We start from the raw sequence: 13,083 nt of genomic DNA on the forward strand, positions 1-13,083 counted from the left end.
GGGCCGTTCTCGTATCAGCGGCGCGCGATGCTCTGCGTCACGGCGCCGGCCGTTCGGGCTGCGCCTCGGCCAGGATCACCGCGAATAGGCCCTTGTCGTCGGTCCACTCGCGCACAGGGGTCCAGCCGCCGCTGCGCAGCAGGATCCGCGCGTCGCGCTCGCCGTATTTGTGGCTGTTCTCGGTGTGGATCGTCTCGCCCTCGGCGATGTCGAACGCGCGTCCGTCGACCTCGAACGACACGTCGCGCCGTGCCTCCAGGTGCATCTCCACGCGGGCGCGATCATCGTTCCATACCGCGCAATGGCGGAAGGCGTCGAGCGGGATCGTCCCGTCCAGCTCGCGGTTGATCCGCTCGAGCAGGTTGAGGTTGAACGCTGCGGTGACGCCCTGCGCGTCGTCATAGGCGGGCAGCAGAACGTCAGGCCGCTTGATCCGGTCCATGCCGATCAGCAGCATCGCCCCCTCACCCAGCGATGCGCGCATGGCGCGCAGCAGGTCGACCGCGGCGAGCGGGATCAGATTGCCGATGGTCGAGCCCGGGAAGAAGCCGAGCTTGGGCAGATCGGCGACCTGCCCGGGCAGCGTCAACGGCCGCGTGAAATCGCCCTCGAACGGCAGCACCGGCAGGCCGGGGAAGGCCTGTGAAAGCGCCTGTGCCGACTCGCGCAGGAAGTCGCCCGAAATGTCGATCGGCACATAAGCGGCGGGTTCGACGCAGCGCAGCAGCGTGGGTGTCTTGGTCGAGGAACCCGAGCCGAACTCGACCACTGCGCGCCCCGGTCCGGCGAGCCGGCGCAGTTCCGGGCAGAGGTCGTGCAACAGCGCGGTCTCGGTGCGGGTCGGGTAATATTCGGGCAGCTCCGTGATCTGCTCGAACAGCTGCGAGCCGCGGTGGTCGTAGAACCAGCGCGCCGGGATCGCGCGAGGGCGACGCGTCAGCCCGGCGAGCACGTCGGCGCGGAACTGGGGATCGGCGAGGCTGGCCTGGCCGTCGTCGATCTCGGGCTTGAGCATGTCAGAGGTCCTTCGCGAGACGAACGCCGGTGAACTGCCAGCGCTGATGGGGGTAGAAGAAGTTGCGGTAGCTGGCGCGCGCATGGCCGCGTGGCGTCGCGCAGCTGCCGCCGCGCAGCACGAACTGCCCGCTCATGAACTTGCCGTTATACTCGCCCACCGCCCCCTCGACCGGGCGGAAGCCGGGGTAGGGACGAAAGGCCGAGCCGGTCCACTCCCACACGTCGCCGAAGAAGGCGGGACCTTCGCTCGCGGGGCGCGGCTCGACCGCGCCGGCGCGATCGAGCTGGTTGCCGCCGACGGGATCATGGCTCGCCGCCGCGGCCTCCCACTCGAACTCGGTCGGCAGCCGCGCCCCCGCCCAGCTGGCGTAAGCGTCGGCCTCGTAGAAGCTGACGTGCGTGACCGGCGCGGCGGGATCGATCGCGCGGCGGCCGTCGAGGCCGAAGCGGGTCCATAGGCCGTCGCGATGCTCCCAGTAGAGCGGCGCACCGACGCCCTCGCGCTGCACCCAGGCCCAGCCATCGGCGAGCCACCAGCGCGGCGTCGCATAGCCGCCGTCGGCGATGAAGGCCGCCCATTCGCCGTTCGTCACGGTACGATCGGCGAGCGCGTGCGGCGCGAGCAGCGCGCGATGCCGAGGTCCTTCGCAGTCGAAGGCGAACCCCTCGCCGGCATGGCCGACCTCGACCACGCTCTCGCCGCGCTCGTTCCAGCCGATCGGCCCGGGCATCGCCACCGGCACCTTGCGCGCTGCCGGCCAGATCGCTGGCTCGAGCGGGTTCTCGCCGAAGAGATGGAGCATGTCGGTGACGAGCAGTTCCTGGTGCTGCTCCTCATGGTGGCAGCCGAGCGCGACCAGCTCGCGCGCCGCCTCCGGTAGTTTGGGGAGCGCGTCGAGCAAAGCGGCGTCGACCGCGGCGCGATAGCCATGCACCTCGTCGAGCGTCGGGCGCGTGATCATGCCGCGACGTGCGCGCGCGTGGCGGCGCCCCTCGGCCTCGTAATAGCTGTTGAACAGAAAGGGGAAGCGTTCGTCGTGGCGCTGATAGCCGGCGACATGGTCGCGCAGCACGAACGTCTCGAAGAACCAAGTGGTATGCGCGAGGTGCCATTTAGCCGGGCTCGCATCGTCCATCGACTGGACGGTCGCGTCGGCGTCGGAGAGCGGCGCCACCAGCGCCTCGCTCAACCCACGGACATGACGATAGCGCTCGCCCAGCGACGGATCGCCGGTCTTCGGCTCGGGCAGCGCTGCCATCGGATCGTCTCCCATCCGCCGCGCCCGACCCCACGCCAGCGCGACGCTCGCGGGCGCCTTATCCTAAGTTAACGATTGGCCCCCGCGATCCACAGAACGTCGCCACCCGCCGTTTTGTTCACCGTGCGGCACAGGACGAACAGGAAATCGGACAAGCGGTTCAAATACATGACAGCGGCGGGGTTCGCGTGCGGCAGTACCGCGACGGCACTGCGCTCGGCCCGGCGCACGATCGCGCGCGCGAGATGGAGCGACGCGGCCGCGCCGCCCGGGAGCACGAAGCTCGTCAGCGGCGGCAGATCGGCGTTGAGCGAGTCGATCTCATGCTCGAGCCGCTCGACCTGCGCCGGCACCACCCGCAGCACCATCTCGGACGGCGTAAAGTCGTCGCCCGGCGTGGCGAGATCGGCGCCAAGATCGAACAGATCGTTCTGCACGCGACGCAGCGCCGCCACGTGCCCGGCGTCGGACACCGTCTCGGCCGCGACGCCGATCGCGCTGTTGGCCTCGTCGACGTCGCCGATCGCGGCCATGCGCGCGTCGTCCTTGCGCACGCGGCTGCCGTCGACCAGCCCAGTCGTCCCCGCATCGCCGGTGCGGGTGTAGATGCGGTTGAGCTTAACCACCTTACCGAGTCAGGTGCGACCGGCGGCGAACAGCAGCACGACGACGACCAGCACCGCCAGCGCCTGGAATAGGATCCGCTGCTGCATCATGCGGTTGCTCTTGAGCTGCGCCGCCGTCGGGCCGCCGCCCTCGCCGCGCGCGTCGGCGGACGCTTCCTGGAGGAAGGAGACGATGCCGCGCACCAGAGCGACCACGGTGGCGATCATCGCCGCCACCAGCAGGATCACGAGGAAGGTGTTCATGAGGTGAAGGTAGGGACTACGGCGGCCTTTGGGAAGTCGCCCGCGCGCAGCCGCTCGGCCAGCGCGCGCCCGTCCTCGCCGCGTTCGCGCAGCACCGCCAGGGCGGGCGCCCCGTGGCGCTTGGCGAGCCGCTCGCCGTCCGCGCCGGTGAGCAGCGCGTGATGGTGCCAGCGCGGCACCGGCAGACCGAGCAGCGCCTGGAGCAGACGGTGGACGTGCGTCGCCGCGAACAGGTCGACGCCGCGCACGACGTCGGTGACACCCTGCGCCGCATCGTCGACGGTGACCGCGAGATGGTAGCTGGCGGGCGCGTCCTTGCGCGCGAGCACCACGTCCCCCAGCGCGAGCGGATCGCCCGGGACGATACGGCCTGCGTCGCTCCACTCCAGCGCACCGGTGCGTGCGACCGCCGCGGCCATGTCGAGCCGCCAGGCATGCGGGCGCGACAGGTCGGGTTCAACGATGGCGCGGCAGGTGCCCGGATAGAGCGGCGCGGCGCCGTGGGGTGCGCTCATCGCCTCGGCGATCTCGGCACGGGTGCAGAAACAGGGATACAGCAGCCCCATCGCGCGCAGCCGCTCCAGCGCGGCGGCGTAGCGATCCAGCCGCCGCGACTGGTGGATCACCTCCCCGTCCCACGTCAGCCCGAGCCAGGCGAGGTCGAGGAGGATCGCGGCAACATGCTCGGGGCGGCTGCGGGTGCCGTCGATGTCCTCGATGCGCAGCAGCAAGCGTCCGCCGCGCGACCGTGCATGATCGTGTGCCCGGATTGCCGAGTAAGCGTGGCCGACATGCAGCCGCCCGGTCGGCGAGGGCGCGAAGCGGGTGACCACCGGATCCATGCGCCGCGATGTGCGCGGCGGCAGGTCGCCGCGCAAGGGCGCCGCGACCAGATACGAGAAGGGGGCGGGCCGAAGCCCACCCCCCGAACGTCTCGTCGGTAAGACGCGATCAGAACTTGATGCGCGCGCCCACCACGAAGCGGCGGCCCAGAGCGTCGTAGGTCGACGGATAGGTGTTGCCGCTGTTGAACGAGGTCGACCCGACGGTGCCACCGACCAGCGGCGGATCCTTGTCGAGCAGGTTGGTGACCGTCAGCGTCAGGTCGAAATTGTCGGTGACGCCGAAACGGGTGGCCAGGTCGAGGTAGTTGTAGGCCGGGATGCGGCCGAAATTGACCTGACGGCCCGCCAGCGGGCCCGACTCGATCGTGCCGCTGAAGGTCGTCACGCCCGGCTCGACGCGCATCTTGTCGAGGTGACGCCACAGCAGCGAGATGTCGGCCGAACCGATCGACACCGTGGTGCGCTGGTTCCAGGTGAGCTCCGGCTGGAGCGAACCCGCCGACGAGCTCGGACCGGCCGAACCCGGCGAACCGCAGTTCTGGCCGTACAGACCGACGCAGCGCAGCACGTCCGAGCCCGGCGCCGCCTGGAACTGCGAGCGCGACGTCCAGTTGCCCTGGAAGCTCAGGTTCAGCTTGGCGACGCCCAGATCACGGCGGTACCCGACGTTCAGGTCGATGCCGTCGGTCAGGATCGTACCGGCGTTGCTCGGCGTGATGATCAGACCGCGCGTCGTCGCCGGATCACCGTCCAGCGCGCCCGTGACGGGGTTGCGGACGATGTTGAGGCACGCCGCGCTCGTCGCGCTGGCCGAGGTGATGCCGCTGCCAGCCTGATCGCCGAAGCACAGGTTGTAGGCGCTGCCCGCGGTGAGCTGCGAGATCGCGTCCCGGATCTTGATGTTGTAGTAATCGACCGAGATCGAGAGGCCCGGCACGAAGTCGGGCTGCAGCACCACGCCCACGGTGAAGCTGTTCGCCTTCTCCGGACGCAGGCTGAGGTTGCCACCCGCGGTGAAGTTGGCCTGCGCCGCGGTCGGCGTCTCGATGCTGCCGATCGTCGAGGCCGGGGCACCCTGCGCGATACACACCGCGGCGAGCGTCGCGTTGTTCACCGGCGCGGCGCCGGCGCACGCGTCATACGACAGGTTGGTCAGCGCGGTGCTCACCGGGTTGAACAATTCGCCGATGTTCGGCGCACGCACCGCACGCTGGTAGTTGCCGCGGATCTTCAGGCCGCCGAACGGCTCCCACGTGCCCGCGCCCTTGTAGGTCCAGGTATCGTAGCTGGGGCTGCCGACCGCATCCACCTTGTACGCCGAGTAGCGCACGCCGCCCTCGACCGTCAGGCTGTTGAAGAAGGGCTTGTCCTCGACGAGCGGGACGATGACCTCGCTGTACGCTTCCCAGACGTTGTAGCCGCCCGCGAAGGTCGGCGCCGCGCCGCCCGCACCGCCGAGCTCGCCCGCGGTCTGCGACAGCGTGTCCGAGTTCTGGCTGGCGGTGTACTTGCGATACTCGCCGCCGAGCGCGAAGCCGATCGGCTCGTTGGCGAAGGGCGAGGAGAAGCCGACGTCGCCGGTCAGCAGCGCGCGGACCTGCGCCAGCGAGGTGCGGTTCGACGAGGTGCTGTCCGCGGTGAGATACGACACCTGATCCGACGAGATCGAGCCCGCCGGGCCGAACAGGTTGACCGGGACGCAGCCCGTGCCCGCCGTGATGTCCGCGCCACCCGGCGCGCCAGCGAGGCAGGTCGTGGTGTTGGTGGCGAACGCCGCCGAGCGGAAGCGCGACGTCAGCGCGTAGTTGCGGATCGTCTGCGTGTTCTCGGACTCACCGTACGACCCGCCGAGATCGAGGTTGATGCGATCGGTGATGCCGATCTTCACGCCGGCGTTATAGTCGAAGATCGTCGTGACGTAGTCCGAGATACGCGACCCGGTCTCGGTGGTACGACGGTTGGTCGTGGTGGTGAAATAGCGGAAGTTGGGGTCGCTAGGATCGGTCGCCACCGCCGCCGCCGCGCACTGCGCCGCGGTAAGCTGCGCCACCTGCTGGTTCTGCGCGTTGAAGGTCGGGTTGTTGGCGCAGAACTGCGCGCGCGCCGCCGCCGGCAGATACGGGTTCGAGAACGGGATCGCGAGCGACGAGCCGAAGATGCCCGACGGCGCGATCACGGTGCTCACCGTGTTCTTCGAGAACAGACCGCGGCTGTAGACCTGCACGCTGTCAGAGACGTCGTAGTGGCCCGCGGCGTAGATGTTGTAGCGCTGGAACGGGACCTGGAAGACGTTGTAGGGGTTGAAGTTGAACGGCTGCACCGGCTGCTGCAGCCCGCCCGAGGTCGGGTTGATCTGGAAGTTGCCCGACTGGAAGCCGGCGTTGCCGCGGCCGGCGAGGCCGGCGAGGTTGAAGCGCGACGGCACCGTGGTGCCCGAACCGCCCGGCGAGCCGCTGGTCGAGGTGTAGCTGTTCTGCGAGAAACGACGCGCGTCCATGTAGACGGGGTCGGAATTCTGGTAACCGATCGACAGCACCGCGTTACCGCGACCGTCGTCGAAGTTGGCACCGACGGTCAGGTCGACGCGAGTCTGCTCGCCGTCGCCGCGCTCGGTGATGCCCTCCGAGACGTTCAGCTCCATGCCCGAGAAGTCCGAGCGGGTGATGAAGTTCACCACGCCCGACACCGCGTCGGCACCGTAGGTGGTGGCCGCGCCGCCGGTCAGCGTGTCGACGCGCTCGACCAGCGAGAGCGGGATGTTGTTGAGGTCGACGCGACCGACGGTGCTCGACGGCGCGATGCGCTTGCCGTCCAGCAGCACGACGTTGCGGAAGTTGCCGAGGCCGCGAAGGTCGACGAAGGCCGAGCCGCCGTTGCCGTTGTTCACCGCCGAACCGATCGACGGCGCCACGCCCGGCAGGTCACGCAGCAGCTCTTCCGCGGTATTACGCTGACGCAGCTGAATCTCTTCCTGCCCGATCACCGCGACGGGGCTGGACGCGACCAGGTTCGGGTTGCGAATCAGCGTGCCGGTGACGACGATGTCACCCGAGCTGGTCTCGCCGGCGGGCGGGGCCGAGTCCTGGCTCGAGATGCCGGCGGCCGGCGCGTTGGGATCGGTGCTCTGCACGCCCGTCTTGGGCTGGCTGGCGGGATCGGCGGTCTGCGCGGTCGCCGGGGCGGCGATGACCGCGGCGCCGACCAGCAGCGTCGAGGTGAGCAGGCGCGAACGATAGGCGTTCAGCATAGAGTTCAGTCCCCTTTTGTGGCCGGTTTTCCGGCATTCACAGAATGTGCTCCGGGCCGGCGCAGCCGCCCGGGATGGCGTTGGCTACCGTGAAGCCACGCTGCACAGCAACATGGCGCGCCTGTTCGATGGCGTTTTTGAAAGAGTGTAACTTCAATGACACAGATAAAGAATGGTGTGCTACCGGCGCTGGCGGGTCGGTGACCAGGGGAGGAGTGTGACGATGCGGCCACTTTGGACGGCTACCGCCAGCATGGCGGTCCTCGCGACGGCGCCGGTCAGCGCGCAGTCTGGCGGCGGCGCGCAGCGCGTGCTCGGCGACTTCGCGACCTGCCGTGCGATCACTGACGCGGGCGAGCGGCTCGCCTGTTATGACAAGGCGAGTGCCGCGCTCGAGCAGGCGGTCAAGCAGAACGACGTGCGGATCGTCGATCGCGCGGACGTTCGGCGCGCGCGACGCTCCGTGTTCGGACTCAATCTTCCCGATCTCGGTCTGCTGGGCGGCGGCGCCGACCGCGGCGAGACCGATCAGCGCGAGACGTTCAGCGAGATCAACACCACGGTCCGCAGCGCGCGCCCCGGCGCCAACGGCCGCGGCGAGATCACGCTCGCGGATGAGGGCAATCCGGTGTGGCAGACGACGGACGCCATGCCCTTCCCGCCCAAGGCGGGCGCCAAGGTGCGGATCCGCAAGGGCACGATGGGCGCCTTCTTCCTCAACGTCGACGGCCGCAGCTATCGCGCGCTGCGGCTGCGCTGAGCTAGCCGGCGGGCATCGCCCCCGCGACCGGCTGCGGATCGATCCGCGCGCCGCGCCACGTCATCGCCCAGTGCAGGTGCGGCCCGGAGGCACGACCGGTGCGGCCCACCAACCCGATGGGATCGCCTTGGCGCACATGCTGCCCCACTTTAACGTCGATCCGCGACAGGTGGAGGAAGGCGCTGGTCAGCCCGGCGCCATGGTCGAGGATCAGCAGCCGCCCCTCCAGCGTGAACGGCGGGTCGGCGGCGAGCGTGACCACGCCGTCGGCCGGGGCGACCACCGGCGTGCCCTCGCCGCGCGCGACGTCGACCCCGCCGTGATAGCTACCGGGCTCGCCGCGATAGATCCGTTGCGCGCCGAACAGCCCCGAGATCCGCCCCGTCACCGGCCAGCGGAAGCGCTGGCGCCAGCCCACTGAATCCGCACCGACGGCGCGTGCGGCGGCGATCTGGCGCAGCTCGGCGGGGCGGCGGCGCGCGAAATCGGCGTCTGGCACGGGCACCTTGGCGACGCGGTCGAGCCGCTCGAGCCGCCACGCGCGCTGCGTGAGCGGCAGCGTCGCGGTGAGCGTCCGCGCGCCGGGCAGCGCCGCGGTCAGCGTCAGCGCACCGGTGGCATCGCGGTCGGCGGCCACCAGGAACCGGCCGTCCGGCGCGAGCGGCACCGGCGCGCCGTCGAGCGTCAGGCGCACCGTCCCCGACGGCGCAGTGCCGAGCGCGACGCCGCCCTGCGCGATCGCCGGCGGAAGCCCGAGCCGGACGGGCGAGACCAGCTCGGGCGGTGGCGGCAGCGTCGGCCGGAGCGCCGGTTCGTCACGCGGGGCCGTCACCGGCTCGGGCGGGGCAGCGAGCGGCGCGGCCGTGGGCGACGGCACACAGCCGGCCAGCGCCGCCGCGCTCGCCAGCATCACCGCCATCGGTTGTCCGCTCACCGCGGCGCCAGCGCCTCGGTCGCGATCGCCGCGCTGGCGAAGGGGCGCTGCGTCGCCGCGTCCCAGTAGCGCAGGTCCTCCAGCGCGATGCGCGCGCCCGACACCGCGCACACGACATGGTCGCCCGGCACCAGCACGCGAAAGCCGTTGGCAAGATAGTGGAGCTTGGCGGGTCGGTCGGTGTGGCTCATCAGCATGGGGGCAACTCTCAGAACAGGCGCGGCTGATCGGGCTTCTCAGGATAGGCCCGCGGCGGCTTCGGCTCAACCTTGGCGGGGCGTGGCTCGCGCGGCGCCCCCTCCCCCACCTGCGCCGGCACCGCACCGTCGCGGAAGTGGAGCAGCAGCGCCCCTGCGGCGCACGCCGCCTCCGCGCTGGTCACCGTGCCGCCCGCCACGGCCTCTACGCGTACATAGCCGCGTTCCAGCAGCTTGTCCGGGTTGAGGCTCTCGACCAGCCGGCCCAGATCGGCGAGACGCGCCCGCCCCGCCTCCAACCGCCGCTCCAGCGCGGCGGAACGGATCGCGCCCGCGGTACGGTCGAGCTCGCCGCGCGCGCGAGTCACGCGCCGCTCCAGCCCGCGGTCCAGCCGCGCGCCCAGCTCGTCGAGCCGCTGGCGCTGCGGGCCGAGCAATCGATCGCGCGTCGGCATCACCCGCGCGAGCGCGTCAAGCCGCTCGCGCCCGCGCTCGACGTAGCGGCGCGCGCAGCGCTCGGTCCGCTGACGCATCGCGTCGAGCGACAGCCGCAGCTCGGCGAGCACGGGCACCGCGATCTCCGCCGCTGCCGTGGGGGTGGGCGCGCGCAGGTCGGCGGCATGGTCGCACAAAGTCGTGTCGGTCTCGTGCCCAACCGCGGAGATGATCGGGATCGAGCAGGCAGCGACGGCGCGCACCACGACCTCCTCGTTGAAGGCCCACAGGTCCTCGACCGAGCCGCCGCCGCGCGCGACGATCACCAGGTCGGGGCGGCGCACCGGGCCTTCCGTCGGGAGCGCGTCGAACCCGCGTACCGCCGCCGCCACTTCCTCCGCGGCGCCGGCGCCCTGCACCTTGACCGGCCAGACGATGACGTGCGTGGGGCAGCGGTCCTCGAGCCGGTGGAGGATGTCGCGGATCACCGCGCCGGTCGGGGAGGTGACGACGCCGATCGTGCGCGGCATGAAGGGCAGCGCCTGCTTGCGCTCGCGGTCGAACAGCCCCTCGCCCGCCAGCTTGAGCCGCAGCTTCTCCAGCAGCGCCATCAGCGCGCCCGCGCCGGCCAGCTCCATCCGCTCGATCACGATCTGATATTTCGAGCGGCCCGGATAGGTCGTCAGCCGCCCGGTCGCGACCACCTCGATCCCGTCCTCGGGGCGGAAGGCGAGCCCGGCGGCGCTGCCCTTCCACATCACGCCGTCGATCACCGCGGCATCGTCCTTGAGGCACAGATAGGCGTGCCCCGAGGTCGCGCGCTTGTAGCCCGAGATCTCGCCGCGCAGCCGGACATGGCCGAACTCGCCCTCAACCATGCGCTTTAGCCGTCCCGACAGCTCGCTGACGCTGACCGCCATCGCATTGTCGCCGGGCGTGGCCTCGGCTACCAGCCGGCCCGCCTGAGTATCGTAGAGGGGGTCGGCCATGAACATCCTGCTGGTGGGATCGGGGGGACGCGAGCACGCACTCGCGTGGAAACTGGCGCAATCTCCCCGTCTCGATACGCTCTTCGCGGCGCCGGGCAACCCCGGCATCGCGCAGCACGCCACGATCGCGGAGCTGGACGTCGACGATCACCGCGCGGTGATCGACTTCGTCCGCCGCCACCAGATCGGACTGGTCGTCGTCGGGCCGGAGGTGCCGCTGGTGCGCGGGCTCGCCGACAACATCCGCGCGATCGGCGTGCCCGTCTTCGGCCCCGGGCGCGAGGCCGCGAAGCTGGAAGGATCGAAGGGCTTCACCAAGGATCTGTGCGCGCGCGTCGGCATCCCGACGGCGCGCTATTTCAAGGTGACGACGCGCGACGGCGCGCTCGCCTGCCTCGACGATTTCGGCGAGACCTGCGTGATCAAGGCCGACGGGCTCGCCGCGGGCAAGGGCGTGGTGGTCGCGATGTCGCGCGCCGAGGCGGAGGCGGCGATCCGCGACCTCTACGCGCAGGGGCCGGTCGAGGCGGTGATCGAGGAGCGGCTGGAGGGGCCGGAGGCGAGCCTGTTCGTGCTGAGTGACGGCACCTCCACCGCGTCCTTCGGCTCGGCGCAGGACCATAAGCGCGTCGGCGAGGGCGACACCGGACCCAATACCGGCGGGATGGGCGCCTACAGCCCCGCGCTGGTGCTCACCCCCGAGCTGGAGGAGCAGGCACTGGGCGAGATCGTGCGCCCGACGATCGACGCGCTCGCCGCCGCGGGCACACCTTACGTCGGCGTGCTCTACGCCGGGCTGATGCTGACCGCGGATGGCCCCAAGCTGATCGAATATAACGTCCGCTTCGGCGATCCCGAGTGCCAGGTGCTGATGACGCGCTTCGCCGGCGATCTCGTCGAGGTGCTGCTCGCAGTGGCCGAGGGCAGACTCGCCGATCTCCCTGCCCCCGCCTTCGCCGACGACGCCGCGCTGACGGTGGTGATGGCGGCCGAAGGCTATCCCGGCGTACCGCGCACCGGTGGCGCGATCGGCGGGATCGACGCCGCCGAGGCGACCGGCGCGACCGTATTCCAGGCGGGCACGCGGCAGGACGGCGACACTTTGGTGGCGAGCGGCGGCCGCGTGCTCGCGGTGACCGCGACCGGCGCCGACGTCGCCGCCGCGCGCGATGCGGCCTATCGCGCGGTGGACGCGATCGACTTCCCTACCGGCTTCTTCCGCCGCGACATCGGAGCGAAGGCGCGCGCCGATGGTTGACCCGCAGATGCTGCCCGACGTTAGGACCCGCCGATGAACTCTTCCAGCTTCGCCCTGGAACCGATCTCGCAGGATCAGGTGCTCGTCACCGTCGCGCTCGCGTTGGTCGCCCTGCTGGCGGTGCTTACCGTCATAGGTATGATCTGGGGCGCGCGACTCAAGGCCCGGCGCCGCGCCGCCGAGGCGGAGGAGCAGCAGCGGATCGAGGAGCTACGCGCCGACGGCGTTGAGGTGACCAACACCGCCGACGGTGTGCCGCCGATCATGCGCGGGGACGACGACGCGCGTGGCGAGCGTCGCGCCGTGGAGCAGGAAACACGCCCGGTACCGCCTCCCACGGCGACCCGAGAGACGTCGCTCGACGAGGCACCGCCCGAGCGATCGCTCGCCGACGAACCGATCGTCGCCGCAGCGCCGCTCGACGCCTCGCCCGCCAGCACGGCGGCAGACGCGCCGGCGACGGTGGCGGACGAAGGCCCGGGAGCGCAGCCGATCACGCTGCTCAAGGGCCTCGGCCCCAAGATCGCGATGCGGCTGGGCGAGCTCGGCATCACGCGCGTCGACCAGCTCGCCTGGCTCGACGACGCGGAGGCGGCGCAGCTCGACGCGCAGCTCGGTGTCTTTGCCGGGCGGATGGAGCGTGACCGCTGGCGCGACCAGGCGCGTCTGCTCGCCCAGGGCGATCGCGCCGGCTACGAGGCGCAATTCGGGAAGCTGGGATGAGCGTCGCCTTCCGCCGCGAGAGCGACGACGAGCATCTCGAGCCGCGGTTCGAGCTGCCGATCCCCCCTGGACCCAATCTCGTAACAACGCGCGGTCGCGCGCTGATCGACGAGCGGATCGCCGATCTGGAGAGCGCGCTGGCCGCGGCCGAGGGAGAGGAAGCACGCAAGGCAGTGGCGCGCGATTTGCGTTACTGGAAAACTCGGCGCGCCACCGCGATCGAGACCGCCGCACGCGCCGACGGCGTGGTGGGGTTCGGCACCTGCGTGACCTTCACGCTCGACGGGCGCGAGCGGCGGGTGACGATCGTCGGCGACGATGAGGCCGATCCCGCCAGCGGGCTGCTCGCCCTGTCGGCACCGCTCGCGCGTGCGCTGCTCGGTGCGAGCGAAGGCGAGTCGGTCGCCTTCAACGGCCGCGAGGAAGCGATCGAGGTGCTGAACGTCGGCTGACCGTTGAGCAGATGCTCCGAGATAACGCACGTAGAGTAACTTAGCCGAACGCTGTTGCGTCGCATTCGCACCTTTGTCTAGGGCGTCCCCAGAGGGGG

The 13,083-nt window shown here is 70.7% G+C and carries 13 protein-coding genes; 4 read left to right on the top strand and 9 right to left on the bottom strand.

The window, feature by feature from the left end; translation table 11 throughout:
• Nucleotides 1-37: 37 nt before the first annotated feature.
• From egtD to KZ820_RS05625, 6 genes are all read right to left on the bottom strand, one after another.
• A complete protein-coding gene (egtD, locus tag KZ820_RS05600) occupies nucleotides 38-1,015 on the bottom strand; it encodes an L-histidine N(alpha)-methyltransferase (protein ID WP_219747592.1) in 978 nt (325 codons plus the stop codon).
• Between the two features lies 1 nt (nucleotide 1,016).
• Complete coding sequence (gene egtB, locus KZ820_RS05605; RefSeq protein WP_219747593.1) at nucleotides 1,017-2,276, bottom strand: ergothioneine biosynthesis protein EgtB; 1,260 nt, start codon at nucleotides 2,274-2,276, stop codon at nucleotides 1,017-1,019.
• 68 nt (nucleotides 2,277-2,344) lie between these two features.
• Entirely contained in the window at nucleotides 2,345-2,902 is a 558-nt protein-coding gene (locus tag KZ820_RS05610; protein WP_219747594.1) for a cob(I)yrinic acid a,c-diamide adenosyltransferase, read from the bottom strand.
• 9 nt (nucleotides 2,903-2,911) lie between these two features.
• On the bottom strand, nucleotides 2,912-3,145 hold the full coding sequence (locus KZ820_RS05615) for a twin transmembrane helix small protein (RefSeq protein ID WP_219747595.1): 234 nt from the start codon (nucleotides 3,143-3,145) through the stop codon (nucleotides 2,912-2,914).
• Entirely contained in the window at nucleotides 3,142-3,987 is an 846-nt protein-coding gene (gene gluQRS, locus KZ820_RS05620; RefSeq protein ID WP_219747596.1) for a tRNA glutamyl-Q(34) synthetase GluQRS, read from the bottom strand. Before gluQRS ends, KZ820_RS05615 begins: the two co-directional genes overlap by 4 nt.
• Before the next feature lie 109 nt (nucleotides 3,988-4,096).
• Complete coding sequence (locus KZ820_RS05625) at nucleotides 4,097-7,237, bottom strand: TonB-dependent receptor domain-containing protein (protein WP_219747597.1); 3,141 nt, start codon at nucleotides 7,235-7,237, stop codon at nucleotides 4,097-4,099.
• A 223-nt stretch (nucleotides 7,238-7,460) separates the two neighbouring features.
• Between KZ820_RS05625 and KZ820_RS05630 the strand changes: the two genes are divergently transcribed.
• Complete coding sequence (locus tag KZ820_RS05630; RefSeq protein WP_219747598.1) at nucleotides 7,461-7,997, top strand: hypothetical protein; 537 nt, start codon at nucleotides 7,461-7,463, stop codon at nucleotides 7,995-7,997.
• Between the two features lies 1 nt (nucleotide 7,998).
• Here KZ820_RS05630 and KZ820_RS05635 read toward each other — a convergent pair whose 3' ends face one another.
• Genes KZ820_RS05635 through xseA form a run of 3 tightly spaced genes read right to left on the bottom strand, consistent with a single transcriptional unit; the run spans nucleotide 7,999 to nucleotide 10,552 of the window.
• Nucleotides 7,999-8,931: a peptidoglycan DD-metalloendopeptidase family protein gene (locus KZ820_RS05635; protein WP_308462133.1), complete on the bottom strand. Its 933-nt coding sequence runs from the start codon at nucleotides 8,929-8,931 to the stop codon at nucleotides 7,999-8,001.
• Nucleotides 8,928-9,128 (bottom strand): DUF2093 domain-containing protein, encoded by a 201-nt coding sequence (locus KZ820_RS05640; protein WP_132910035.1) that lies wholly within the window; start codon nucleotides 9,126-9,128, stop codon nucleotides 8,928-8,930. The genes KZ820_RS05635 and KZ820_RS05640 overlap by 4 nt, the downstream gene beginning before the upstream one ends.
• Before the next feature lie 11 nt (nucleotides 9,129-9,139).
• Nucleotides 9,140-10,552 carry an exodeoxyribonuclease VII large subunit gene (xseA, locus tag KZ820_RS05645; protein ID WP_219747599.1) on the bottom strand — a complete coding sequence of 471 codons (1,413 nt, stop codon included), beginning with the start codon at nucleotides 10,550-10,552 and terminating at the stop codon, nucleotides 9,140-9,142.
• On the opposite strand from xseA, the gene purD reads away from it, so the two are divergent.
• From purD to KZ820_RS05660, 3 genes are read left to right on the top strand one after another with little or no spacing between them, the layout of a single operon-like run.
• Nucleotides 10,551-11,810, top strand: a complete 1,260-nt coding sequence (gene purD / locus KZ820_RS05650; RefSeq protein ID WP_219747600.1) for a phosphoribosylamine--glycine ligase — start codon at nucleotides 10,551-10,553, stop codon at nucleotides 11,808-11,810. The two genes, xseA and purD, sit on opposite strands and share 2 nt — an antisense overlap.
• A 33-nt stretch (nucleotides 11,811-11,843) precedes the next feature.
• Nucleotides 11,844-12,533, top strand: coding sequence for a helix-hairpin-helix domain-containing protein (locus KZ820_RS05655; RefSeq protein WP_219747601.1), 690 nt, complete (start codon nucleotides 11,844-11,846; stop codon nucleotides 12,531-12,533).
• Entirely contained in the window at nucleotides 12,530-12,985 is a 456-nt protein-coding gene (locus KZ820_RS05660) for a GreA/GreB family elongation factor (protein WP_219747602.1), read from the top strand. The genes KZ820_RS05655 and KZ820_RS05660 overlap by 4 nt, the downstream gene beginning before the upstream one ends.
• The last annotated feature ends 98 nt before the right edge of the window (nucleotides 12,986-13,083 follow it).

Origin of the sequence: Sphingomonas citri (assembly GCF_019429485.1) — a bacterium.
GTDB lineage: Bacteria > Pseudomonadota > Alphaproteobacteria > Sphingomonadales > Sphingomonadaceae > Sphingomonas > Sphingomonas citri.